At 69.1% G+C, this 23,878-nt stretch carries 18 protein-coding genes; 11 read left to right on the forward strand and 7 right to left on the reverse strand.

All coding sequences use genetic code 11. The features are described 5' to 3' along the window. Window positions 1–461: 461 nt before the first annotated feature. The gene (locus tag ACGFIO_RS28040; protein ID WP_392830094.1) at window positions 462–6,131 is read left to right on the forward strand and encodes a PQQ-binding-like beta-propeller repeat protein; all 5,670 of its coding nucleotides are present in this window, start codon (window positions 462–464) and stop codon (window positions 6,129–6,131) included. 229 nt (window positions 6,132–6,360) lie between these two features. Here ACGFIO_RS28040 and ACGFIO_RS28045 read toward each other — a convergent pair whose 3' ends face one another. Together ACGFIO_RS28045 and ACGFIO_RS28050 are read right to left on the reverse strand one after the other, a co-directional pair. Then, a complete protein-coding gene (locus ACGFIO_RS28045) occupies window positions 6,361–7,428 on the reverse strand; it encodes a fatty acid desaturase family protein (RefSeq protein ID WP_392830096.1) in 1,068 nt (355 codons plus the stop codon). Window positions 7,429–7,566: 138 nt separating this feature from the next. Further along, on the reverse strand, window positions 7,567–7,971 hold the full coding sequence (locus tag ACGFIO_RS28050; RefSeq protein WP_392830097.1) for a DUF5994 family protein: 405 nt from the start codon (window positions 7,969–7,971) through the stop codon (window positions 7,567–7,569). 317 nt (window positions 7,972–8,288) lie between these two features. Here ACGFIO_RS28050 and ACGFIO_RS28055 point away from each other — a divergent pair, with 317 nt between their 5' ends. Then, window positions 8,289–8,417, forward strand: coding sequence for a hypothetical protein (locus ACGFIO_RS28055; protein WP_392830099.1), 129 nt, complete (start codon window positions 8,289–8,291; stop codon window positions 8,415–8,417). A 157-nt stretch (window positions 8,418–8,574) separates the two neighbouring features. Here the strand turns inward: ACGFIO_RS28055 and ACGFIO_RS28060 are convergent, their stop codons facing one another. The 4 genes from ACGFIO_RS28060 to ACGFIO_RS28075 form a co-directional block, all read right to left on the reverse strand. After that, window positions 8,575–8,862 carry a hypothetical protein gene (locus tag ACGFIO_RS28060; protein WP_392830101.1) on the reverse strand — a complete coding sequence of 96 codons (288 nt, stop codon included), beginning with the start codon at window positions 8,860–8,862 and terminating at the stop codon, window positions 8,575–8,577. A 194-nt stretch (window positions 8,863–9,056) separates the two neighbouring features. Next, window positions 9,057–9,815, reverse strand: a complete 759-nt coding sequence (locus tag ACGFIO_RS28065) for an ATP-binding protein (RefSeq protein WP_392830103.1) — start codon at window positions 9,813–9,815, stop codon at window positions 9,057–9,059. 529 nt (window positions 9,816–10,344) lie between these two features. Then, entirely contained in the window at window positions 10,345–10,638 is a 294-nt protein-coding gene (locus tag ACGFIO_RS28070; protein WP_392830105.1) for a hypothetical protein, read from the reverse strand. A 361-nt stretch (window positions 10,639–10,999) separates the two neighbouring features. Next, a complete protein-coding gene (locus tag ACGFIO_RS28075) occupies window positions 11,000–11,563 on the reverse strand; it encodes a GNAT family N-acetyltransferase (RefSeq protein WP_392830107.1) in 564 nt (187 codons plus the stop codon). A 220-nt stretch (window positions 11,564–11,783) separates the two neighbouring features. On the opposite strand from ACGFIO_RS28075, the gene ACGFIO_RS28080 reads away from it, so the two are divergent. From ACGFIO_RS28080 to ACGFIO_RS28100, 5 genes are all read left to right on the forward strand, one after another. Beyond that, window positions 11,784–12,515: a GAF and ANTAR domain-containing protein gene (locus ACGFIO_RS28080; protein WP_392830109.1), complete on the forward strand. Its 732-nt coding sequence runs from the start codon at window positions 11,784–11,786 to the stop codon at window positions 12,513–12,515. 38 nt (window positions 12,516–12,553) lie between these two features. Further along, window positions 12,554–13,285 (forward strand): GAF and ANTAR domain-containing protein, encoded by a 732-nt coding sequence (locus ACGFIO_RS28085; protein WP_392830111.1) that lies wholly within the window; start codon window positions 12,554–12,556, stop codon window positions 13,283–13,285. A gap of 91 nt (window positions 13,286–13,376) precedes the next feature. Beyond that, window positions 13,377–13,913, forward strand: a complete 537-nt coding sequence (locus ACGFIO_RS28090) for a hypothetical protein (protein WP_392830113.1) — start codon at window positions 13,377–13,379, stop codon at window positions 13,911–13,913. Window positions 13,914–14,131: 218 nt separating this feature from the next. Then, window positions 14,132–14,977 (forward strand): SPFH domain-containing protein, encoded by an 846-nt coding sequence (locus ACGFIO_RS28095; RefSeq protein WP_392830114.1) that lies wholly within the window; start codon window positions 14,132–14,134, stop codon window positions 14,975–14,977. An 88-nt stretch (window positions 14,978–15,065) separates the two neighbouring features. Beyond that, on the forward strand, window positions 15,066–16,067 hold the full coding sequence (locus ACGFIO_RS28100; RefSeq protein ID WP_392830116.1) for an Acg family FMN-binding oxidoreductase: 1,002 nt from the start codon (window positions 15,066–15,068) through the stop codon (window positions 16,065–16,067). Window positions 16,068–16,179: 112 nt separating this feature from the next. Here the strand turns inward: ACGFIO_RS28100 and ACGFIO_RS28105 are convergent, their stop codons facing one another. Then, a complete protein-coding gene (locus ACGFIO_RS28105; RefSeq protein ID WP_392830118.1) occupies window positions 16,180–17,406 on the reverse strand; it encodes an ROK family transcriptional regulator in 1,227 nt (408 codons plus the stop codon). A 208-nt stretch (window positions 17,407–17,614) separates the two neighbouring features. On the opposite strand from ACGFIO_RS28105, the gene ACGFIO_RS28110 reads away from it, so the two are divergent. From ACGFIO_RS28110 to ACGFIO_RS28125, 4 genes are read left to right on the forward strand one after another with little or no spacing between them, the layout of a single operon-like run. Further along, a complete protein-coding gene (locus ACGFIO_RS28110) occupies window positions 17,615–18,979 on the forward strand; it encodes an ABC transporter substrate-binding protein (RefSeq protein ID WP_392830120.1) in 1,365 nt (454 codons plus the stop codon). A gap of 10 nt (window positions 18,980–18,989) precedes the next feature. Beyond that, window positions 18,990–19,931, forward strand: coding sequence for a carbohydrate ABC transporter permease (locus ACGFIO_RS28115; RefSeq protein ID WP_392830122.1), 942 nt, complete (start codon window positions 18,990–18,992; stop codon window positions 19,929–19,931). 1 nt (window position 19,932) lies between these two features. Then, window positions 19,933–20,826: a carbohydrate ABC transporter permease gene (locus tag ACGFIO_RS28120; protein ID WP_392830124.1), complete on the forward strand. Its 894-nt coding sequence runs from the start codon at window positions 19,933–19,935 to the stop codon at window positions 20,824–20,826. A 7-nt stretch (window positions 20,827–20,833) separates the two neighbouring features. Continuing rightward, a complete protein-coding gene (locus ACGFIO_RS28125) occupies window positions 20,834–23,872 on the forward strand; it encodes an alpha-mannosidase (protein ID WP_392830126.1) in 3,039 nt (1,012 codons plus the stop codon). The last annotated feature ends 6 nt before the right edge of the window (window positions 23,873–23,878 follow it).

Consider the following 23,878-nt stretch of genomic DNA (forward strand, 5'->3'; position numbering starts at 1 on the left):
CGCATCCGCCGTGGGTCGAATGGCCTGCCGCCGCGGCGAGTCCGGCCAGAATCACGGAAATCCACGGTCTTTGCCCCGGCATCGGGTGACGCCGTCGTCCCGTCTCCCATGCACGCTGAGAGACGGCTGCCTCAATTGACCGCTGAGGAGTGGTGATGAGAATTCTGCGATGGCATCGGCGAATCGCGGCCGTGGCTTGTGCTCTCTGCCTCAGTCCGGCGGTGTGGGTAGGTGACACGCGACCAGCGGCCGCGCCGGTTCCGGCCGGTCCGATCCGGGCCGGTGGGTCGGCGGAGGATGAGCTTCCGGTTCTTGATCCCGTGCCCGCCCCGCCGCCCGCGGTCGCTGTAGCTGTCCCGGCGACGGGCCACGCGTTACCGGAGGCGGAGACCGGGCCGCGCGTCGTCGGTACGGCTGCCCTGCCGTGGCCGATGTCCGGACACGACACTGCGCGGTATTCGGTGGCGCAGGTGGCCGGGCCCGACGATCCGACGCTGCTGGGCGTTCCGTGGCCCGTCAAGGTCGCGGGGGACGTCGTTGAAGCGCCGGCGATCGACAGGCGCGGTCGCGCGTTCGTCGCGACCACCGCCGGCGAGTTGTCCGCAGTGAACTCCGCGGGAGTGCGACTCTGGTCGACGTCGCTCGGTGGCGAGCTACGGCATACCCCCTCGCTGACGGCGACGGAAGACCAGCAATGGATCTCCGTGGGAACCACGTCAGGCATTCTGGCCGTGGCGAACGCCAGCACGGGACAAGTGTTGTGGAGCCGTCAGATGCCGGCCGGGATCACTACCCCAGTCCTCGCCACCCTGCGGACCCCGACGGAAAACCAGCTCTACGCCCAGGACTCCGACGGGGCGCTGCATGCGCGTTCCCCGTCGGCGACGGGCGACTGGTCAACTGGCCCGGACGTCGTCGACGGGCCGGAGCTGGCGTTGTCTCCCAGCTACGTGCCGTTCCCGGGGGGCGAGAAGGCGGAGATCGTGTACGGCTCACACGGCGGCGACCTGGTGTGCCTCGACCGCCGGACCGGTGCGGTGCGGTCGACGTTCGCGGTGGGCACCGCGCCCGTCAGAGCGGTCACCGTCCAGGAACGGGCCATTTACGTGGGTCTCGCCGACGGCGTCGTGGCGGCGGTCAGCAGCGACTGCGACCACGCCGACTGGCTCGTCAAGATCGACGGCGCGGTGACCGCGTTGACGGCCACACCCAGCGCAGACCTGGCCGTCGCCACCACGGACCGGTTGATCTGGATGCACCAAAATCATCAGATGTGGGAAGAGGCGCTCCCGGTCAAGGCGAACCCCGGCCATGGCATCAGCATGGACGGCGCCGGAAACGCATACATCGCCGCCGGAAACACGGTGTCCGGCTTCGCCCCTTGGCTGACCGCGAACGGCTCGCACCTCGCCTGGACCGTGAAACTGCCCGGCGCCGACGCTGTGTCGGCACCGTCGATCGACGGCAGCGGCCGGCTGTACGTCCCTCAGGGTCAGACGGTGCACGCCCTCGATGACAAGGACGGGTTCAAGCTCGCCTACACGGGCCTGGCGGGAGATGTCCGCACCCTACGCGAGACCTACGGGGTCGTGGATCCGGCGAGAGACATCGAACTGGCGACCGGCTCGAGCGAGCCCTCGTACGCCCGAGATCCGAGCGCGCTCACCTGGCTGGGCGACAGTGGGCCGGTGACGTTCGTCGGCAACGGCGTCGCCGGCGACGCTCAACATTTCCCGGTCGGGGCGATACAACACGGTCCGGCACTGAGCCAGCGGAACGACGACGGTCAGCCGATGCTACGGGATCGGCGCGACTATGTGGCGTACACGGACACCACCGGCGGCTCGCCCACGGTCCGGTTCACCCGGATGCCGGTCGGCGCGGGGACAACGTTCACAGCGGAGGACTTCGCCCGGTCGCAGGGAATCTCCGCCGCGGATGCGGCGACACTCGTCGGGCCGGGCCTGAAGACCGCGAACCCGACGTTCTCGCCAGACGGACGGCGCATCGCCTGGAACGAATGCCGTGACACATCGGGCAATGTCGTCGTGATTGACTTGCGTGTCACCCCCCAGGTGATCCGTACCCTGTCCATGGGACGGAAGGATCCGGACTGCCTTACCCGGGCGGTGGCGTTCTCGCCGGACAGCCGATGGCTCGCCTACCACGACACCGTCGGCATCGCCGGACTCGAGCTGGACGGACCCGGCCGGTTCACCTCGGTGGCGAAGGCCGGCCAGCGCTACTCCGATCCCACCTGGTCGCCGGACGGCAGCCAACTCGCCGTGACCGTGTCCGATGGCTCGTCATCGTGGATTGGCGCCCTGTCCGGCCGGGGATACGGCGGATTGGGCCCGGCCCTGGCCGCCGGCGCCTTCCCCAGCTACCACCTGTCCAAGTTCGCGAAGCCGACGGTCGACCATCTCGGCAGCAGTAGCGGCACACCCGACGACGTGATCGACGTCTTCGGGCGCGGCTTCGACCTGCTCCACCCCGAGGCGAACCAGGTCTGGTTCACTCATGCTCGGCGAAGCGCGCCGCTTGCGGCCCAAGTGGTGGGCGCCCGGGTGGATCCCGCCAGCGGCCTCGGTGTGCTCAGCGTCCGGATCCCGGGACTCGCCGGTACGGGCCCGGTCACGGTCATCACCGCGATCGGCCGGGCGGCGGTCCCGTTCGTCGTCCTGCCGAAGCCCCTGGACGCTGTGCAGCGCCGATCTGTTCCAGGCGCCCGAATCCGAGTGTTCGGCCGCGGCTTCGACCTCGCGCCGGCGGCGAGCACCCGGGTCGTCTTCCCGTCGTCGTCGGGCACGCCACTGTACGGAACAGTCGTGGACGGCGATGTCAGCGGCAATGGCGAGGTGCTCACCGTCGTCGTCCCGGACGGAGTCGTCGACGGTCCACTGCGGACAGAGTCGAATGTCGCCACGACTCTCGGGCTGGGAACGACCTGTGCCGTCGCCGAATGTTCCTTCACCCGCCTGCATCCCCGCATGGAGATCAGCCGGGACGACAAGCCGCTGCCTACGTACGCTCGGCAGGTCACCAACGGCATGACACTGACCATCACCATGACCGACATTCCCGTCGATCCGATCTTCGGTACGGGCCAGCGGGTGAATCTCGCCGTCGAGCCGAGTGACGATCCCGCCGCGCCGACGTGGCCTCTGCTCTTCACCGTTCCCAACCGGCCACCACGGACGTTCTTCGCCCTCCCGGCCAGCAGCGCCGACACCGTGTCCGCCGTCGCGGCGGTCCGGTTCGCCCGTAGCACCGACCCAGCGTGGGACCACATGGGTGATCTGGACCTGTGGCTCAACGACGCGAGACAGCCGGTTCGGCCGAACGGCGTCCTCCGGCCGTTGGCCCGGTCGTATCTGCAGACTCCCCGCCTCGACATCCCGATCGTGTTCGTCGCCGGCACCAGCGGAACTCCGCTGAACGTGACAGCGCCGCTGGTGGGGTCCTACGGCGGCGAGGTGCACGGCTTCCCTGCTGTCTGCCTGCTCTGCAACGTCGCAGCCCAGCCCGGTCTCCTGACGGCGGATCCGGCCACCACCGACCCGCAGGGGCCACGAGTCTGGATCGGCCCGGAATTCCTCGATCCGCACCCGGGGATCGAGTCGATGCTCGCACTGTGCTCGATGATCATATGGTGCAGCATCGCGTTCGCGACCGTCTTCAGCACGCTGTGCCTATCGATACCGATACCATGCGTACCTCCGTTCTTTCCGAACCCCTCGGTGGGGAGCGGGGTCGGCTATCCGGATCTGTTGGCCTTCACTCCCTCGGGAACTCCGGTATATCCGCAGATCGGCCCGTCGGCCGCCGATCCAGTTCTGCGATCGTTGACCCTCAACCCGATTCTGGCCGGAATCAAAGGCTTCACCTACCTGCCGGTCTACGAGGACCTGCTGGCGTTCCTCACCGGCACGACCAGCATCGGGAACGGGTTGGTGCCGACGGACAGCCGCGGGATGCCACTCACCGACGCGCACGGAGCGGCCCGCACCCGGCCGCTAGGCTCAGGCAGCAACGGCGTCTACGCCTTCCCCTTCGACTGGCGCATCGGCATGCCCGCCCAGGCTACTGCGCTCAACGCATTCATCAGCGGAGTCCTAGCCCGCCCGGACGTCGCCGCCGTCGACACCGATCCGGTACGGCCAGGCCGGCAGCCGATCGACAAGGTGGCGGTGGTGACCCACAGCCTAGGCGGGCCCGTCGCCCGGCTCGCATACCTGCAACGGCCAGGACTCATCGATCAGGAGATCAGCTTCGGCGGCGCCTTCGGCGGAGTCGGCAAGACGCTGAAGATCCTCTCGATGGGCGACGACTGGGGTGTGCGTGTGCCTGGAGAGTTCTTCGATAACCTCGCGGATGCCGGTTGGGGCATCGCCTTCCAGCCCTGGAAGGTGCAGCAGATCTCCGCCAACTGGCCGACCGCCTACGACCAGTCGATCAATTCGTCCACCTGGTTCGACGATCAGGGCCAGGTGCGGCAGGGACGCATCGTGAACCGCACTCTGATCAGCAATCCGAACATCGTGGTCAGCAACCGAGCCACGCTCGACAGCTACCTGGCCTCCGTGAACCCTATGCTGGCAAGCGCGGCTGCCGGTTTCTGGGCCCCCCCGGGGCAGCCCGGCGGGGTGGCGCTGGAGGATTTCAGCGGGGGGACCGGAACCACATTCCACTACCGGGTCATCGGCGAGGGCTCCGCCACTGATGTCGGATCGTTCACCAGCAACGGGCCGACGATGGCTTGTACCGGCCTGAGCATACTGTTGAACCCCGTCGAGTGGTTGATGGAATGCCCGTCTCGGCCGGCATGGCAACGTGCCATCACGGCGGACGGCGACAATACGGTGCCGTACAAGAGCGCAGTGGGAGTGACCTCAGCCGCCGACGACCGCGTGTTCGTACTGCCGGCCGGCGCCATGCCGACGCCCGCCCCGGGTGCACCGGCTCCTCCGGGGTGCGCTCAGGTCGTCGCCGCCATGACGAACGACGTCGAAACAGCGTGCACGATGAAACATTCGGATCTGCCCAACTACGGGTTCTCACTCAGCCTGCTCAACGACATCCTTGCCGGTAACGTGTCGAGCCAGCCGCAGGCCGCGGCGGCCGGACTCCCGTTCCTGCGACAGCCGAACACGCCATCACCGGCCGGTGTGCCGGAGGACATGAGGCTGTCGAATGTGTCTCTTCCGGTATTCGGCCGGTCCGCGGACAACGATGCGGCAGGACCGCTCGACGTCGGGGTTCGCGGCATGGTCAGGCTCCGCATCACGGATGGGAAGGGCAGACATCTGGGCGCGGCTCCCGAGGGCGCGCCGGCGCCGTTGAACGAGCAGATTCCCGGTGCACGGTACCGGCCCATGACCTTCCTCGGCGCCATCGGAGCGGGAAACGCCTCGGTGACCCTGCCGAACGATCAGGACTATGACATCGAAATGACGGCCCTCGCGCGTACCGAGACGGAACTCCGGGTCGACCGCTATGGAGACGGACTTGTGCTTCCCCCGACCGACATGTCGGCCGGTGAGACGGTGACCGTGCACGTGCCGAAGAACGGTGGCCTACCACGGTCCGTCCAGGCCGCAGCCCTACGTGGCAAGCCTCGGACCTTGAAGTTGCGGCTGCTCGATGCGGCCGGATCGACCGATCACGCCGCCCCGCACACCGACGCGACCGTCGCCGACGGAATGGTCACGGTCCGCGCCCACGACTACGGCGCCGGCATCCGCGACACCTGGCTCGTCATCGACGACCGCCCGATGCGTTACACCGAGCCCGTGGAGATCGCCGACAACGCGAGCATCCTGGTCTGGTCGGTCGACAACGCCGGAAACAGCGAGTCTGCTCACGGACCGACAGGCGCGCCCGGGTTCAACGATGCCTTCGTCCCGATGTCCCGCGACCACCCGTCCGTGATCCAGGTCAGCGACGACGACGGTCGCGAGGTCAAGGCCGACACCGACGCGAGCTGGCTCGACGTCCACGTCAAGGGCGACGTCCTCGAACTGACCGTCGATCGTGCTCAGGCGCCGGCGCTGACATCGGTCGCGGTGGTTCGAGTCAGCTACGTGGGGATGGCTCCCACCTCGCTGATCGTGGCCCTGCCGGCACGATGACGCGCTCGCCCTCGTCCCGCGACTCCAGCCGCGGCACGCCGTCGCGGAGGGACTACCCCTCGTTATTACTCCGACCTTCCAAAAGGAGTGCGAAATCCGACGAGCGGGCCGGCTGGTGACGAGGCGGTCCTGCGGGCCGGCCGCCATCCCCCTCCGACGGCGACCCGCAGGACCGACCCAACTGCGAGAAAAGCTCGGTGCTCCCGGCCGTGCCGCCGGGAGCGGAAGGTCAGCGGGGCGTCGGGGTGAAGTGCGCGGCGGTACGTCCACCACCGGGCCGCGCCCGACGCAGCGGGGCTCCGACGGCATGGAGGTGACGCAGGGCCTGCCGGTAGGACGTGATCAGGTCGGTCTCCTCGTACGAGACGCCGGCCCGCTCGCAGTAGGCCCGGACGATCGGCTGCGCCTTGGGCAGATTCGGCGTCGGCATCGCCGGGAACAGGTGATGCTCGATCTGATAGTTCAGACCGCCGAGGGCCACGTCGGTCAGCCAGCCGCCCTTGACGTTGCGCGACGTCAGCACCTGCTTGCGCAGATAGTCCTCGTCGCCGGTCGGATGCGGCATGCCCTTGTGGTTCGGCGCGAACGTCATCCCGAGATAAACCCCGAACACCGCGTGGTGCACCAGGAAGAACACCAGCGCCTGCAACGGGGACAGCACCAGCAGCAGCGCGGCGGCATAGGCGACCAGATGCGACGCCATCAGGCCGGCCTCCAGGCCGCGACGCTTCATGCCCGGACGGCGCAGCGCCTTGATGCTCGAGATGCGCAGGTCGATGCTGAGCAGCGTCAGCAGCGGAAAGAACAGCCCGGCCTGATGACGGCTGACGAACCCCTTCACCCCGCGCCGGCCCCAGGCCGAATCGGTCGCCCAGATCAGGAGCTCGGGCCGGACGTCCGGATCGAGATCGTCATGGTTGGGGTTGTTGTGGTGGCGGGTGTGCTTGTCCATCCACCAGCCGTAGCTCATCCCGACGGCGACGTTGGCGGCGATCCGGCCCGCGATCTGGCTGGGCCGCTTCGTCCGGAACACCTGCCGGTGAGCCACGTCATGAGCCAGCAGGGCGGCCTGCGAGAACACCACACCCAGCAGCCCGGCCACCGCGATGTTCCACCACGACGAGCCGATCACGAAGAAGAGCAGCCATCCACCGGCGAACAACGCGGCCACGGCGCTCAGCCGGACGGCGTAGTAGGCGGGCCGGCGTTCGAGTAGTCCGGCCGCGACTATCTGGCGATTCAAGGCAGCGAAGTCACTACCGGCGGCCTTCGGCCGCTGAATTACGGGTGCGCTCATCGCGCGACTCCTAAGAACCTGCTCGCCGGGCCCGACAACGTCGACGGGGACGGCGAACGAAAACTGATGACGAGGCCGCGGAGTCTGGACGGCCGGCGCGTCACCGCGAGCTAGGCGGCAACCACGATGTGTTCGGTACTACCCGGAGGCTCGGGCGGTAAACGGGTCGGGCGTGGAAGGCGCATCGTCGGCGGTCCGGCTCGACGGGGCGACCCGCATCATGAAAGTGCCACCGTCGCGGCAGAGGACGGTCATCATCGACGGCGGCTGATCGGAGAAATAGCCGATGCTGACCGTACGATCGCCCACCACCACGTGATGCGGCCGGGAGGTCCAACCGGCCGCGCTGAGCAGCACGCGCACCACCGGTCCACGCACCCGGTCGAGCACGGGCAGCAGGGCCTTCAATTCGGCGCCGAGATCGTCCGGTCCGGGCCACCAGCTGCCGTCGAGCAGCAGGTGATGGTCGCGTACCGGCTCGAGCCAGACCCGTGGCGGATCGGTGGCGGGCGGCGAATCGGGTATGTGGTGCAGAGATGCCATGGCTTTCCCGTCGTCCGGGACCAACGCAGGCGCGGGCCCACCCGACTGACAGGCTAGGACGAGGTCTACCGAGGCCTTGAGACCTCTACGGTACGCGCTGCCGTGACCCGGGCGCGTAGGGTGGAGGGGCGCCGGCTGATCGCCTCGGCCGAGCCTGACTCGCGGGCGGTTGACCCGGCCCGTCCGGGTGGTGAGGAGTACGTTGAACCTGTTCGCTGTGCCGGTGCATTCCCCTGTCAGGAAGATCCCGACCGCCAAGATGACCCATCGGTCGGCCCGACCGGGCCGACCGGGCACGCGCGATACGAGGAGTGCACATGGCTAACAAATCCGCGCACAAGGAAGACCGGAAGAAGCAGGGCAGCAGCATCAAGGAGAAGCGCGCGGCGAAGAAGGCCAAGATCGCGGAGAAGTCTGCTTCGCACATCCCGTCAACCGGCCACTGACCGCGGGTTTCCGGCGAGGTCCATCGGCTCGCGGGTGTGCCGATCGAGGCGGGCGCGCGAGCCTGGCATCACTCTTTCGATGAGCGCCGTCACCGGCCGGGTGCGAACTCGATCGAGCTGGTGAGCCGGCCCCGGTGCGGTGCCGGCCCACCGCGGATCAGAACGGCGGCGCGTCCTCGCCCATCAGCGCCAGCGTGACGCCGCCCTTTCCATTCTTGACACTCTGCACCACGACCTTGCCGGTACTGCCGTCGGGCAGTTCCAGGGCGAAGGTTCGTCCGACGGCATTCTTGGGGACCTTGCCGGCGCCGTTCGCCACCCGGAAGTCGCCTGCCCACGGCTGGGTTCCGTCCTTGTGCGCGGGCTCGGTGAAGAGCGCGGCCGTGCCGTGAGTCTTGGTGCCGTCCGCGGACAGAAGTGTCGAGGCGCTGCGATAGGTAGCCATATACCGGCAACGTTACCCTGCTTCGCGTTCGTCCACCGGTCAGAATCGCGCCGTCCTGCGGCACGCTTCCACCAGGACGGTGGACCAGCAGGGCCGGCGACCAGTTGATTTTGGCGGCTTCCTCGTCGGTGATACTCCGGGCCATGGTGTCCCGCCGGCCGACCGGGAAGGAGCCGGATCGGGTCCCGCTCCCGTTATGGACGCGGGTCCGCGGACACGGTCGCCCAGACGACCTTGCCGCCGTGGGCCGGCGTCGCTCCCCACGCGGCGGCGATCGCGTGAACCAACGCCAGGCCCCGCCCCCGCTCAGCGACCGACGCCGACGCCGACGCGATGCCCTCCGCGGCCGCGGCCAGCAGCGGATATCGGGCGTCCCCGTCACGGACGGCCAGGTGGAGACGACCGCCGCGTCGGAACACGGTGGCCACGAACTCGGTTGCGGCGTGGTCCACCGCGTTGGCGGCCAGTTCGGACATGATCTGGGCCGCGTCGGCTCGGAGGCCGGAGAGCTGCCAGCTGAGACACGCCCGGGCGACGAGGTCGCGGGCGGCTCGTACGGACGTGGGCCGGGGCGCCAGGCGGACCTGCAGACGCTCGGACCGTGACACCTTGCCACCCATGGCCACGCGGGCCTGCGGCATCGTTGCGAACAGCAGCTGCGTGGCTTTCAGATGGTGCCGCAGCCGGTAGTCCAGCATCGACGCCGGTGGTGCACAGAACGCCAGGTGGACCGGAGCCGGCCCGAGCCGTGCCGTCCGTTGCGCCGCCAACCAGTACGGCGTGCTCACCGCGCGCGGGTCGACCACGCCGTGCACGTCGAGGATGACCGCCTCACAAGGTCCGGCCAGACACCGCTGCAGGCCGACGGTGACCTGGTGGCCGAGCTGCGGTGACCACCGGCCGCACACCGTCATCTCGACCACCGTGGTGCTGGCGTCGGCGGTGACTCGCACCGACGTCCCGCGACCGTGTGTTCCGGTGGTGACGAAATGCGGGGGATGGAGTGGCTGCAGCCACTCGCGTTGTTCCCCGGCGGTCACCATCGGCTCCGGTCACAGGAGCGCTTCCCTGATATTGAATTGATCACCGCTGCTCCAGTTGGACATGCGCTCGACAGGTGCGCCGCCGGGGACTGGAGCAGCATGCGACGACCATGAAAGTCGACACCGGCTAAACGATATACCGATCGGCCCAAGAGCACCGGTGACGTGATCCGCCTGCCGCGCCCCGGCGCCGGCGGTAGGCGTACGCTGACATCCGTCGCTCCAGACTCCGGCGGCCCCGTTCACGGCCGGCAGAGTTCCAGGACGCAGGGGGTCCGCGTGAGAGTCGGGCTCCTGGAGCCGGTTGCGTGGCGAACTCGGCCGCGCGCCCATGGCTTCGTCGGCCGCCTCCCGCACCCGATCGACGTCGACGAGCCGTTCGCCTGTCGGCGGGTGGAATCGATGTTCCGCCAACGGCAGGGGTTGCCATGGAAGCTTTTCAGATCGTCGTGTCACCGCCCGCGGTGAGAGTGTCGTTACCGTCGCCGCCGTTGACGGTGTCATCGAAGGCCGTAGCGGTGATCGTGTCGTTGCCGCCGTTGCCGTTGATGATCTTTCCGGGGTTCGTTCCGCCGCAATCGATCGTGTCGTTGCCGGGGCTTCCGGTCACGGTCGTGTCGGTCTGCGTCACTCCGGGCCCTACCACGCAGGGAACAGCGGCCCAGGCTGCCGTTGCGCCGCCGAACAGAGCGATGGGCAGCCCGACGGCCAGGGTCGCGACGGCGGCGAGCATGCCGCTGCGAAGTCGATGTTTGCGAGGGTGGCTCACGATGGCGCCTCCAAGTACTGATGGGGAGCATGGACAACCGCACGAACAGAGCGCGTGATGCCTTCCTCGCGGAGACACGAGAGGTTTGAACCGCGGAACGCAGCACGCCGACGCGCAAGATGGGCGCAGACAGCAACGCGTGTCACGCTGAGAAGGTGCCTGCGTTCGGTTCGTCCACGGAACCCCGCCTGTGGGCCGTCGCGGACATGTCACGCCGCCGGGGTCTGGGGTAGCAGGTGTGACTGTACGCCTACTGTGGACGCGGCACACCTTCAGCCGGTCGTGTGGGAGGCGTCGGCTCCGCGCTGTCCGCGGCCGAGGCCGGCTAACGCTGTTCCCACTGCTCTCTGGTGATCTCGTACCGCACGCCGCCGTCCTCGGCGCCCTCGATCATCCGCATGTCGTCGGGGGTCTCGAGAGTCTCCGTCACCGTCATCCCGACCTTCTCCAGAACCTTGCGGGAGCCCCCGTTCACGGACATCGTCTCGGCCCAGACCACGCGCACGCCAAGATCGGTGAACGCCTTGGTGAGCAAGGCTCGCGAGCCCTCGGTGGCGTACCCTTTGCCCCACGCCGCCCGGCGCAGCCGGTAGCCGAGCTCGACCTCGTCCAGTGGGCCTTCCCGCTCGGGGCGCAGCAAGAACCAGCCGACGAAATCACCGCTGTCCCTGGTCCGCGCGGCGAACACCCCGAACTCGCCGCCGGTCCGCTCGTAGCCGGCGAGGATGCTCGGCAGGTCCCGCTCGCGGATGGTTTCCGGTGCGGTCGGCTCACCGCCGGTCAGGTAACGCATGACCGCCGGGTCACTGTCCAGTTCGATCAGGAGGTCCGCGTCGGCGCCGGTGAAGGGATGCAGGATCAGGCGCTCGGTGGTCAGGTAGGTGTGCACGAGGGCATCGTGGCCGACGCCGCCGCGACGATCAAACGTTTTCCGGTGCCGCCCTGGACGAGCGGCCCCGATGGCACACCGGCGCCACGATACGATCCTTGCGGACCTGCTGCCCCGGCCCTTGGCGGCACCAGAACGAAAGGTGCGGCTATGCGACGTATGCCGGCAAGCAGGCGATCGTTCCGCGGGGTGAACGAGGCGGGTCGCGATGGTGGAAGCGATGGATGATCAGGCGCAGACCGTACGCCGGCTGGTCGCCGACACCACGCGGCCAGGCATGTCGACCGCCGTCTTCCTGCACCATGTCTGCCAGGCAGCCGCGCGGGCGTTGTCGGCCTCGGGCGTCGGCATCAGCGTGATGACCGACGACGGCGCCCCCGGGATGTGCGCCGCCTCCGATCCGCTGAGCGAACGCGTCGAGGAGTTGCAATTCATCACGGGCGAGGGACCCTGCATCGACGCGTTCACCACCCGCCGGCCCGTCCTGGTCCCCGACCTCGACCTCGACGCGACGCACCGCCGCTGGCCCGGTTACGCGCCGGCCGCCGTGCGGGACGGCGTACGCGCGGAGTTCGCGTTCCCGCTGCAGATCGGCGCCGCCCGCCTCGGCATCCTCGACGTGTTCCGGCAGCGGGCCGGCCCGCTGAACGGCACGGACCTGCCATTGGCGCTGACCTTCGCCGACGTGACAGTGGAGGCGCTGCTCGACCGGAAAGGCGACACGAGCGCCCGCACCGGGGACGGCACGATGCCGTCCGCTTTGACCGTCGACGTCGGGCATCGTGCGGAGTTGTTCCAGGCCCAGGGAATGGTCATGGTCCAGCTCGGCGTCAGCCTCGGCGAGGCGCTGGTCCGGATGCGGGCGTACGCGTACGCCCAGAGCCGCCGTCTCGACGAGGTGGCGCGCGACGTCGTCGCGCAACGTCTCCGCTTCGACCAGGACCGCCCATGACCGACCCCGAATCTTGCACAGCTAGCCGGGAGGCAGGCATGACCACCGTTTCCGCGGAACGACTCGCGGCGATCTTCGTCGAGGCGGCCGACACACTCGTCGACGACTTCGACCTCATCGATTTCCTGCACACGCTCACCGAACGGGCCACCAGCCTGGTCGGTGCCGCCGCCACCGGGCTGGTCATGGCCGACGAGCTCGGGCGTCTGGAGTTCATGGCCGCCTCCGACGAGAACGCCAAGCTGCTGGAGCTGTTTCAGCTGCAGAACGCGGAAGGCCCCTGCCTGGAAGCGTTCACCACCGCGCAGCCGGTCATCAACGTCGATCTCGGGGCCGCCGCCGGCCGCTGGCCCCACTTCGCCCCTCGTGCGACCTCGGCCGGTTACCAGTCGGTGCACGCCTTCCCGATGCGGGTACGGCAGCACGCGATAGGTGCGCTCAACGTGTTCGGCGGAACCAAGGGCGGCGACTTCACCGACACCGACATATCGATCATGCAGGCCCTCACCGACATCGCCACGGTCGGGCTGTTGCAGGAACGCACGATCCGCCAGAGCGAGATCCTCACCGAGCAGTTGCAGGGCGCGCTCAACAGCCGGATCTCCATCGAACAGGCCAAAGGGGCGGTGGCGCAGGCGTGCGGCGTCTCCGTCGACGACGCGTTCACCGCGATCCGCCGGTACGCCCGCGACCACAATCGCAAACTCACCGATGTCGCGCATGCCATCACCACCGAACCCGGCCTCGCCGGCCGGATCCTCCCCCACTGATCATCAGCCGGCCCGACGTGGGCGGACGGCCGGCACATCGGGCCGGAAACCCGCCCTGTGGTCCCGATCGGGCGACCTGGTGGCTCCGGCGATGACCACCCCGTATTTTCTTTGTTGTGGCTCGACACCGAGCCTGTCGCTCCGGACCTCGGCGGCGTTCGATCTTCGACGCCCTGGAGTTGCCGTGACCGACGGTTGCCTCGACCCCGACCCCGATTGCCTGCCGCGTGCCGGAGCGGTACGCATCGATCTCCAGAAGGCCACCTGTGCCGCCCTGATCGATTTGATCTCGCGGGGTAGCGTGCCGGCCTTCGCAGCCCTGTTCGAGCGGACCTCGGACGCTGTCCGCGCCGAGCTGGCGATCGATCAGACGGGCGTTGTCCGGGTCAACGAGATACTTGCCGCCACCTACCTCGAGGTCTGGTGGCTGGCGGGTTGCCGGCGCATGGCCGAGGCCGACGTGACCGGATGGATAACCGGCATCGCGCGACGGCGCATCGCCGAGGCCACGCGAGGTGCGGCGCGGACGGGCGGGCGTACCGCCGTGGACGGCCCGCGACCGACGTACGCCGAGCTGGAAATCGCGGCTCTTCTGCGCCGGCCGGTCGATCGTCTGCTGTTGACCTGAACGACCGGAGGCCCGATCAGACTCCCCTGATCGGGCCTCGCCCATACGGCCGGGGACTGGGAACAGGGCGTAGGGTTGGCACGTCGCCCTGGACCCTGGTGGCCGGTCGGCCTTCGCGGTGTTCCGGCGTTTCTTCGCCCCCGCAGCGACCGAGCAGTCGCTGTCAGATGTTGTCCCCGGGCACGACTATCCGGCCACGGCCGAAGTCAGGATTCTCCATGCGGTACCTGTGGATCGTCGTCATCGTCCTGGTGATCCTCGTCCTGGCGTCCCTCGCGCTGAGGGTCGTCAAGCAGTACGAGCAGGGAGTTCTGTTCCGGCTGGGCCGGGTGATCGGCGTTCGGCGGCCCGGGCTGACCGCGATCATCCCGTTCGCCGATGTGCTGCACCGGGTGAGCCTGCGGATCGTCACCATGCCGATCCAGTCGCAAGGCATCATCACCAAGGACAATGTCAGCGTCGACGTCTCCGCCGTCGCCTACTTCCGGGCCGTCGACGCGGTCAAGTCGGTCGTCGCCATCGAGAACGTCGGCGTGGCGATCAACCAGATCGCCCAGACCACACTGCGCAAGGTCGTCGGTCAGCACACCCTCGACGAGACTCTGTCCGAGACCGACCGGATCAACGTCGACATCAAGACCATCCTCGACGGCGCCACCGAGGACTGGGGTGTCGAAGTCACGCTCGTCGAGCTGAAGGACATCCAACTGCCCGACACGATGAAACGCGCCATGGCCAGGCAGGCCGAGGCCGAGCGGGAGAAACGCGCGAAGATCATCGCAGCCCAGGGTGAGGCACTCGCCGCGGACGCGCTCGGCGCCGCCGCGGACATCATGATGGCGCACCCTCTCGCTCTTCAACTACGCAACCTGCAGACCCTCGTGGAACTCGGCGTCGACAAGAACAGCACTGTGGTGTTCCCGGCCCCGCTGATGAGCACCATCGGCGAGCTCGGCTCGTTCCTCGCCCGGGAGAACACCGCGGCGCGCACCGCGCCGCCGCGCGGCTCGAACTCGACCGAGCCGCCGACCCTCAACGGCACACAGCTGCCGACCGAATTCTGATGACCGCAACCCTCATCGCACACCTGGACCACCCGTCGCTGGGGCGTTCGGCAGCGGGCTCCGTGCCCGGCCCGTGCGAAGGAAGAGCATGATGGCTTCGTCCCGGACCTTCGACGCCCAGGCGGTGACCTTGGCGCTGAACAACGCCACCACCGCGGCCGGTCATGCCCCATCAATTGACCACGCACCACCATGGCGCTGGCGGCGGCACGGAGACCAGCTCGAGCTGTGGATCCAGGACGGCCGCACCCTGGCGGCCACCGCCCCGACCCGTCAACTGTCCATCCTCAGCTGCGGCGCAGCACTGCACCACGCCTTCATCAGCCTCGCCGCGGACGGCTGGCACAGCATCGTCACCCGCCTGCCCAACGCGGCCAGACCCGGCCACCTCGCGACCGTCCGCGTCGACGCCCGCATCCCGATCGAGCCCGCCGCGACCCGACGCCTGCAGACCATCGGACTGCGACACACCGACCGCCGGCCCATGGCCGGAACTCCGGTCGACGCCGACACTCTGCGCTCCATCGCCGCCGCTGCCGAGTCACGTGGCACCCGGCTGCACCTGCTACGACCCCGCCAGATCTTCGACCTGGCCGCCGCCACCGACCACGCTCAGCACGTCGAGGCCGACGACCCCGCCGCACAGAAGGAGTCGACGAACTGGGTCGGTGGTTTCCGGACCCTCGGCACCGGAACTCCTACCACCCTTCCCCGAAGAGCCTCGCCGGGTACGGCGCCACGACGAGACTTCGGCCCCGGCGACACGGACATCGCCGACACCCGCAACCGGGCCGCTGTTTTCGCGGTCCTCTACGGGGCCGGGGAAGGCGACCTCGACTGGCTGCGGGCCGGCGAGTCGCTGTCCGCGGTCTGGCTCACCGCCACCGAACTCGCGATCTCCGTCCGGCCGCTGAGCGCCACCATCGAGGTCCCCGACACCCGCGAAACCATCAGGCGCCTGCTTCCCGGCCCGGGCCACCCGTATCTCGTCCTCCGGTTCGGTGCGCTGAACCCGGACGCCGTGAAACCGCCGCTCACGCAGCGGCTGCCCGTCGAGCGGACCGTCGGACCACGGCGAGGAGCCTCGTGATCAGCGACGTATCGCGGCCAGGCGACCAAGAGATATCCGAGTGAGCTCGACCTAGATCGATCCACTGAGCCCGGGTGAGCGGCCGCGGGCAGCATTCGGTCGTGCTCGACCCTCAGTCCATGACAAGGACGCTGGCCCGGGGCGCCAGGAAGTGGTCCATCACGAGTTCCGCCGCGCCCAGCGCCGCGACCTGCTCGCTCACCACGGAACCCGCGACCGAGAACGACTGCCGCGGCACGATGAGCTCGTCCCGGACCGCGGGTTCGAGAACGGGGAGGAATGCCTCGCTGAGGCGGTCCCAGATCGGCCCGCCGACGACGACGCGTGAGACGTCGAGGAAGTTGACGAGCACTCCGATCCCGACGGCGACGCGGTGGGCCGCCCGCCGCAGGAGGTCGGAGGCCTTGGGGTCGCCGGAGGCCGCCAGCTGCGACAGCAGGGTGCAGGCGTCGTCGATGGCCGAGTAGTCGGTCAGGTCGGGCAGCGGCATGAGCCCGGCCTGTGCGGCCTGGATGACCAGCGCCTCGGGGACGCAGGCAGCCGCCAGGCCACCCCGTCGCCCGCCCCAGCCGAGGTCCTCGGCGGAGGGGTCCACGAGGATGTCGCCGACCTCGCCGATGTTGTTGCTCACGCCGCGCAGCACCTGGCCGGCGGTGACCACGGAGGCTCCGACACCGGACCCGAGGTAGAGGAACAGGAAGTCCGAGCCGGCCGAGGTGCGCAGCTCGGCCGTGGCCGACGCCGTGACGTCCTTGTCCAGCAGGACCGGCATGCCGGTGAAGTCGTGGAGGTCGGCCCGCAGTCTCACGTCGTGCCACCGAGGGAGCTGCGGCGGGTCGAGCAGGACACCGCTGACGACGTCGAGGGGGCCGGGCACCGCGACGCCGAGACCCAGCACGCGTTGTCGATCGGCCCCGGCGGCGCTGATGAGCCGGCCCGTGTTGAGGGCGATGAGCGAGATCACGTCGCGTGGGTTGAGGTCGCGGGGAATGGGCAGCTGCAGCCGCTCGCGGACCTCGCCGGCGAGGTCGAGCAGCAGCAGTGTGAGGCGGGCCGGGTCGAGGTGCACGCCGACGGCGAACGCTCCGTCGGCCTTGACGCTCAGGGGGATGCTCGGCCGCCCCCGTACCGCGTCGAGCGGCGCGCTCTCCTCCACCATCCCGCCTTCGATGAGGCGACGAGCGATGTTCGAGATGGTCTGCGAGGAGAGCCCGGAGGTGCGTTGCACGTCGGCTCGGCTGCGTCCCGGGTCGCGGCGGATGAGGTCAAGGACGACCGCTTGGTTGTAGTCCGCCAGGCGGAGCAGGTTGCTCCCGCGCAGCACCTCGGCCTCCCTCACACGTCTGTCGGTCGCCGGGCGTGCACCCGTGACGCCCCATTCTCCCACCGATTGGGCCAAGATGCGACCGGCTCCTGCTCGACCGACTCGCGAGCGAAAAGTGCAGCACTTCTTGACCGGCGTGTTAACGACGGATTACTGTCACAACTGCTTTTCCCCATCGGTTGGGCAAAATAGCCCAACGACCCGTGAGCAGGAGAAGGACGCGATGAAGCGGACACGTGTGATCGCCATCGTCGCCGCCGGGACCGTCGTGGCGAGCGTGCTAGGCGCCTGCTCCGGTGGGAGCGATGGCGGCGACGGCGGCAAGGACGGCAGCGACGGACCGGTGACCATCTCGGTCATGGAGTTCCAACAGACGCGCATCGACGCGGTGGGCAAGCTCATCCCCGGCTTCGAGGCCGAGATGAAGAAGCAGGGCAAGGACATCAAGGTCAAACTCGTCGCCGACGTCCTCACCGACGACCAGTTCAAGACCAAGGTCACCCAGCAGCTCATCGCCAAGCAGGCCCCCGACCTCATCGACATCGGCGACAGCCTCGTCCCGGGGTGGGCCGGCGCCGGGTACCTCGCCCCCTTGGACGACTACCTCAAGGACTGGGACGGGTGGAACCACTACTACCCGCAGATCAAGAAGGCCATGGTCCGCCAGGACGGCAAGATCTACGCCCTCGCGCACGAGACCGGCGTGCAGAACCTCTTCTACCGAAAGGACCAGCTCACCGAGTTCGGCGTCGACACCGCCCAGCCGGCCACCTGGAACGATCTCATCGCCCGCCTCGAGCAGATCAAGCAGAGGACCGGCGGCAATCCCATCGTCATCCCGGCCGGGACCGCGTGGGGCGGTAGCACGTGGACCGAGGGCTTCCAGCCCATCCTCGGCGGCACGGACAAGAACTACTACAGCCTTCAGACCGGCAAGTGGGACCTCAAGAGCCCCGGCTTCCGAGCGGTGTTCGACCTGTACTACACGATGTACTCCAAGGGCCTGCTCCCGGTGCAGGACCTCGAGAACCCCAACCCCTGGGAACCGACGAAGTACGTCAAGTTCCCCGCGGGCAAGATCCAGGTCTCGGCGCAGGGCACCTCAGGATGGAAGTTCGACTGGGGGCCGGACGGCAAGGCGCCCATCAAGGGCCTCAACGAGAAGGTCGACACCTGGCAGTACCCCGGCCTGCGCGGCGGTGACTCGCCCTTCGGGTGGAGCGGCCTCGGGTTCGGCTACGGCATCCCGGTCTCGTCCTCGCACAAGGACGCGGCAATGCTCCTCGCCGAGTACCTCTCCACCGGCAAGCCCCTCGCGGACCAGTTGGTGAGCTCCGGTGCCGCGTCGCCGCGCGACGACCTCGCCGGCGTCAAGCCGTACGCCGACGAGCCGAAGCTCCTGCAAGCGGGCAAAGACCTCGCGACCAGCGTCTACGTACCGACCGGGGACGGTTCCGAGCAGGTGGCCCAGGCCGTTGCCGCGGCGACCGAGCTCATCATCAACGGCAAGGCCAACGGCGCGCAGGCCTACGACGCGTTCTTGAAGAACGCGACGGACCTCCTCGGGCCCAACCTCGTCAAGGAGTGACCACCCACCCATGACCACCACCGCCGCAACCGCTTCGGCGGCGGCCAGCCCCACCGGGCAGGCGTCGCCGAAGCGGCGTCCCCGACGTACCTGGCCCGTGGTCCTGCTGCTGCTCGGACCGGCGGCCCTGCTCATCGTCGTGTTCATCCTGGCGCCGGCCGTGTACGGCGCGTACCTCAGCCTCACCAACACCCAGCTGACCGGGTTCGCCGCGCGCGACCCGCAGTTCGTCGGCGCCGACAACTACACCTACCTGCTGTCGAACTCCGAGTTCCTGGCCTCGCTGGGCCGGACGGGCGAGTTCGTCCTCTACTCGGCGATCATCGGCCAGACCGTGCTCGGGATGACGGCCGCCGTCCTGCTGGCCCGGCCCTGGGTCCGGGGGAAGGGACTCGTCGGCGCCGCGATCCTCCTGCCGATGGTGGTTCCCGAGGTGGTCGCGTCCCTGGCCTGGGCGAGCGTGCTGTCGAACAACTCCGCGGGCACCCTCAACCGGCTGACCGGGCTGTTCGGCGCCGATCCCACCGACTGGCTGCAGGTCGTACCCCTGGCGTCCGTCGTCGTCGTCAACATCTGGCGCGGCATCGCCTTCGCCATGATCATGTTCCAGGCCGCGCTCGAGGACGTCCCCGGCGAGCTCATCGAGGCGGCGCGCATGGACGGCGCCACAGCCCTGCAGGTCTTCCGCTTCGTCACGCTGCCACTCATCCGCGGACCGGTCTTCCTCTACCTGCTCCTCACCACGATCAGCACCATCGGCGCCTTCGGACTGGTCTACTTCCTCACCCAGGGCGGTCCAGGGGGGCGTACGACGATCACCGCGATCTACATCTACGAGCGCGCCCTGCAGTTCTCGCAGATCGGCATCGGCAGCGCCGCCTCCATGATCCTGCTCTCGCTGGTGCTCGTCCTCGGCCTGGTCTACGTCCGCCTCGCGAAGGTCGAGGTGTGAGATGACCACCGTCACGAGCCGCCGGAAGCCGTCGCGCACGGCGAACCTCGTCGCGCCGAGGGCGAAGCGGCCTCTCACCGGCATCGAGATCGTGAAGCGTGCGCTGGGCTCGATGCTGATCGCCCTGCTCGTCGTCTTCTGCGTCGTACCCTTCGCCTGGGTCGTGCTCAGCGCCGTCGACGCCAACGCCGGCCCCAACGTCCAGGCCCCTTCCCTCTCCCTCGACAACTTCGTCCACTTCTTCACCGAGTCGGCCACTCCTCGGTTGCTCGTCAACAGCCTCATCATCGGCGTCGGCGCGACGGCGATCAACCTCGTCCTCGGGCTGGCCGGGGGCTACGCCCTGGCCCGGTTCGACTTCCGTGGACGACGGCTGTTCATGTTCGGCATCCTGCTGGTGAGGGTCGTACCGGCGCCCGCCACCATCGTGGCGTTGTACCTCATCATGGTGAAGCTCGAGCTCACCAACACCCTGCACGGCCTGATCCTGGTCGAGGCGGTGCTGCAGCTGCCCATCACCCTGTGGCTGCTCAAGGGGACGGTCTCGGCCGTGCCGATCGAGCTCGAGGAAGCGGCCTGGCTCGACGGCAGCAGCCGCATCCAGGCCATCCGCCGCGTCGTACTCCCGCTCGTCGGACCCGGCCTGGGCGCCGCCGCCATGCTCACGTTCATGGGTGTCTGGGGCGACTTCCTCACTCCCCTGGTGATGCTCCAGAGCCAGGACCTCTACCCCCTGTCCATCGGGCTCTTCCGCGCCTTCAGCGAGCACAACCAGGTCGACTGGGGCCTGCTCGCCGCCAGCTCGATCGTCTACATGGCGCCGCCCGCGATCCTCTACGTCTTCGTCCGCAAGCACTTGCTGCGCTCCAGCCTCGGCGGGGCGCTGAAGGGATGACCAGTTCGTGACCGTCGACCAGAACCCCCACGGACGCGTACGTCTGGACAGCATCGCCCTGGCCATGCAGCGGGTCCGCCGGTTCACCCGGTTCCGCCTCGCCCCGGCGGTCTACTCGGAGACCCGGCCGGTCGAGGTGAGCGCCTGGGTCGTCGGCGGTGAGCCCGTCCCCTTCGACGAGGCCCGCGGCCAGCGCTTCGAGCCGGTGGAGATGGGGATGCCGTGGGGCCGGCCGTGGGACACCGTGTGGTTCGACGTGCGGGGCGTCGCTCCCACCGCCTGGGCGCCGGAGGAGACCGAGCTCGTCGTCGACCTCGGCTTCACCGCCGAGCAGCCCGGGTTCCAGGCCGAGGCCACGGCCTACCGACCGGACGGCTCGATCGTGAAGGCGATCGAGCCGCTCAACGCGTGGGTGCCGCTGCCGCAGCACGGCCCCTTCCGCCTCCTGATCGAGGCCGCGGCCAACCCCGTGGTGCAGGTCCCCCACGAGTACGAGCCGACCCTGCTCGGTGACCTGCGAACCTCCGGCGACGAGCCGCACTACACCCTGCGCCGCATCGAGGTCGCCCGACGCGACATCGTCGTGTGGGAGCTCCTGCAGGACGTGTCCGCACTCGACGGGCTCGTGGACGTGCTGCCGCCGGACGGCATGCGCCGGGCGGCCATCGTCAGCGCCCTCGAGCGGATGGTCGACATCATGGACCCCGACGACGTGCCCGGTACGGCGGCGCAGGGGCGCGAGGCCCTCGCGCCGGTCCTGTCGACGAAGGCGCCGGCGGGCGCCCTTCGCGTCGCGGCCGTGGGACACGCCCACATCGACTGTGCCTGGCTGTGGCCCACCCGCGAGACCGAGCGCAAGGTGGCGCGTACGTTCGCCAACGTGCTCGACCTGATCGAGCGCGACCCCGAGTTCGTCTTCGCCGCCTCCTCGGCTCAGCAGTACGCCTGGTTGAAGGAGCGCCAGCCGGGGCTCTACGCACGGGTTCGAGACGCCGTCGCCGCGGGCCGCATCCGCCCGGTCGGGGGGATGTGGGTCGAGTCCGACACCAACATGCCGGGGGGCGAGGCGCTGGCCCGCCAGTTCGTTCTCGGCAAGCGGTTCTTCCTGGAGGAGTTCGGGGTCGAGTCGGACGAGGTGTGGCTGCCGGACTCCTTCGGCTACACCGCGTCGTTGCCGCAGATCGCCACGGCGGCGGGCGCACGCTACTTCGTCACCCAGAAGCCGTCCTGGAACGAGACGAACGCCATCCCGTACTCCACCTTTCTCTGGGAGGGCATCGACGGGTCCCGCATCTTCACGCACCTACCCCCGGCCGAGACCTACAACTCCGACCTCGACGGCCCCGACCTGGCTCGCGCCGAGCGGAACTTCAGCGAGAAGGGCGTGGCCCGCGAGGTGCTCGGCCTCTTCGGCTGGGGCGACGGAGGAGGCGGCCCGACCCGGGAGATGCTGGCGATGGCGGCACGCAAGGCCGACCTCGACGGCTCACCCCGCGTCCGCCTGACCGACCCCACGTCCTTCTTCACCGCCGCCGAGGCGGAGCTGCCGGCGCCGCCGGTATGGGTCGGTGAGATGTACCTCGAACTTCATCGAGGCGCGCTCGTCTCGCAGCAGAAGACCAAGCGCGGCAACCGCCACAGCGAGGCACTGCTGCGCCAGGCCGAGCTGTGGGCCGCCACGGCGGCCATCTTGAAGGGCGCCGCGTATCCTGCGGCACAGCTGGAGGATGCCTGGCGTACCGTCCTGCTCCAGCAGTTCCACGACATCCTGCCCGGCACCGCGATCGCCTGGGTTCACCAGGACGCCGAAGCCGGGTACGCGCGGGTCGAATCGTTGCTCGAGGAACTCATCGAGACCGCGCTGGCCGCCCTGACCGGTGACGGTGACAGCGACGATGAGGTGCCGCTGGCCGCGAACGCCGGTCCCCTGGCGCAGCACGGCGTTCCGGCCATGGGGATCGGTCCGGCGCCCGTGCCCGCACCGGCGGCACCACGCGCGAAGGACGGGGCCTGGGTCCTCGAGGACGACCGGCTGCGGGTGGTCGTCGACGACCGGGGCGCCCTGGTCTCGATCCGCGACCTCGTGGCCGGCCGTGAGGTCCTCCCGGAGGGGACCGCGGGCGGGGTGCTGCAGTTGCTGCGTGACACCCCCCGCGAGTGGGACGCCTGGGACATCAACGAGGAGGACCAGCGCTCCGGCCGGGAGCTCCTCGAACCGGCCTGGGTGCGCGGTGACAGCGACGCGGTAGTCGTCCGGCACGAGATCGGAAAGTCGGCGGTCGACGTTCGCATCAGCGTGGTCGACGGCCACCTCGACCTGGCCTTCGACATCGACTGGCAGGAGTCGCAGAAGCTGCTCAAGCTGGCCTTCCCCATCGACGTGCGCGCGGACCGGGCGGCGTCGGAGCTCCAGTTCGGACACCTGCACCGGCCGATCCACCGCAACACGTCGTGGGACACCGCGCGCTTCGAGACCGTGGCCCATCGCTGGATCCACGTCGGCGAACCGAGCTGGGGCGTGGCGATCGCGAACGACGTGGTGTACGGCCACGACCTGCGGACCATCGCGGCACCGTCCGGGCGCCCGATGGTGATGGCGCGGCTCTCGCTGCTGCGTGCGCCCCGGTACCCCGACCCCTCCGCCGACCAGGGGCGTCACAGCTTCACCGTCAGCCTGCGGCCCGGTGGCATTCCCGAGGCCGTCGCCGACGGCTACCGCCAGCACCTCCCCCTGCGCGCCCGGCACGGCGCGCCCGTGGCTCCGCTCGTCGCCGTGTCGAACCCCGCCGTCGTCGTCGAGGCGGTCAAACTGGCCGAGGACGGAAGCGGCGACCTCGTCCTGCGGCTCTACGAGGCCCACGGCGACCGTTCCCCGGCGGCCGTGACCACCTCGGTCGACTGGGACGCCGTCGAGGCCACCGACCTGCTCGAACGTCCCACCGGTGACAGCGCGGTCCAGCGGGTCGAGCCACGCCGGGTCGAGGTGACCCTGCGGCCGTTCGAACTGCTGACCCTGCGCTTTCGCGCGCCACGCGCCGCGGCATGAGAGGAC

It is taken from the genome of Actinoplanes sp. NPDC049265 (genome assembly GCF_043197135.1).
Taxonomy (GTDB): domain Bacteria; phylum Actinomycetota; class Actinomycetes; order Mycobacteriales; family Micromonosporaceae; genus Actinoplanes.

Coding starts and splice junctions, on each gene's coding strand:
- ACGFIO_RS28115 (WP_392830122.1), top strand. CDS start 18,990: ATGACCACCACCGCCGCAACCGCTTCGGCGGCGGCCAGCCCCACCGGG.
- ACGFIO_RS28110 (WP_392830120.1), top strand. CDS start 17,615: ATGAAGCGGACACGTGTGATCGCCATCGTCGCCGCCGGGACCGTCGTG.
- ACGFIO_RS28100 (WP_392830116.1), top strand. CDS start 15,066: ATGATGGCTTCGTCCCGGACCTTCGACGCCCAGGCGGTGACCTTGGCG.
- ACGFIO_RS28070 (WP_392830105.1), bottom strand. CDS start 10,638: ATGCTCGCCGCCGTCGCGACCCTGGCCGTCGGGCTGCCCATCGCTCTG.
- ACGFIO_RS28090 (WP_392830113.1), top strand. CDS start 13,377: ATGACCACCCCGTATTTTCTTTGTTGTGGCTCGACACCGAGCCTGTCG.
- ACGFIO_RS28080 (WP_392830109.1), top strand. CDS start 11,784: ATGGATGATCAGGCGCAGACCGTACGCCGGCTGGTCGCCGACACCACG.
- ACGFIO_RS28050 (WP_392830097.1), bottom strand. CDS start 7,971: ATGGCATCTCTGCACCACATACCCGATTCGCCGCCCGCCACCGATCCG.
- ACGFIO_RS28055 (WP_392830099.1), top strand. CDS start 8,289: ATGGCTAACAAATCCGCGCACAAGGAAGACCGGAAGAAGCAGGGCAGC.
- ACGFIO_RS28045 (WP_392830096.1), bottom strand. CDS start 7,428: ATGAGCGCACCCGTAATTCAGCGGCCGAAGGCCGCCGGTAGTGACTTC.
- ACGFIO_RS28060 (WP_392830101.1), bottom strand. CDS start 8,862: ATGGCTACCTATCGCAGCGCCTCGACACTTCTGTCCGCGGACGGCACC.
- ACGFIO_RS28085 (WP_392830111.1), top strand. CDS start 12,554: ATGACCACCGTTTCCGCGGAACGACTCGCGGCGATCTTCGTCGAGGCG.
- ACGFIO_RS28095 (WP_392830114.1), top strand. CDS start 14,132: ATGCGGTACCTGTGGATCGTCGTCATCGTCCTGGTGATCCTCGTCCTG.
- ACGFIO_RS28120 (WP_392830124.1), top strand. CDS start 19,933: ATGACCACCGTCACGAGCCGCCGGAAGCCGTCGCGCACGGCGAACCTC.